1 protein-coding gene is annotated in these 548 nt (G+C 70.8%); it reads right to left on the minus strand.

Annotated features, from left to right (window positions below; all coding sequences use genetic code 11):
- Nucleotides 1–548: ABC transporter transmembrane domain-containing protein (locus tag AUL38_RS02910; RefSeq protein ID WP_161937395.1), on the minus strand; the 548-nt coding region annotated here is incomplete at both ends.

Below are 548 nucleotides of genomic sequence, written 5' to 3' on the forward strand. Positions count from 1 at the left end.
GCCTCGACGAGCTCACGGCCGCGTTCGGCTTCCTCACGTCGCAGCCGCGCGTAGAGCGGGCGCGAGCGCCTGAGGAACACCCGGGTCGTGACGACCTGGATCGGCACGGCGACGAGCGCCGCGAGCGCGAGCCACGGGTCCAGGAACGCCATACCAACGAGGGTGAGCACGATCGTGAACAGCGCGCGCGTGCACATCGGGATCACCCCGGAGATCGCCTCGGTGACCGCTTCGACATCGTTCGTGACCCGCGAGATCACGTCGGCATCGCCGGCCCGCTCGACGCGGGCGAGCGGAAGCGCGAGCGCGGCCTCGAATACGTCCTCACGCAGCGTCGCGAGCGCACGCTGGAGGCAGCGCACGAGCAACACTCCCCCGATACCTTCGAGGAGCGCGGCGCCGGCGCCGGCAGCGGCAAGCGCTCCGGCGAGCCAGAGGATCTTCGAGAACGGTTCACCGTCGATGACGGCCTCGACGAGCTCACGGCCGCGTTCGGCTTCCTCACGTCGCAGCCGCGCGTAGAGCGGGCGCGAGCGCCTGAGGAACAC

The organism is Leucobacter sp. G161, from assembly GCF_001482305.1.
Classification (GTDB): domain Bacteria; phylum Actinomycetota; class Actinomycetes; order Actinomycetales; family Microbacteriaceae; genus Leucobacter.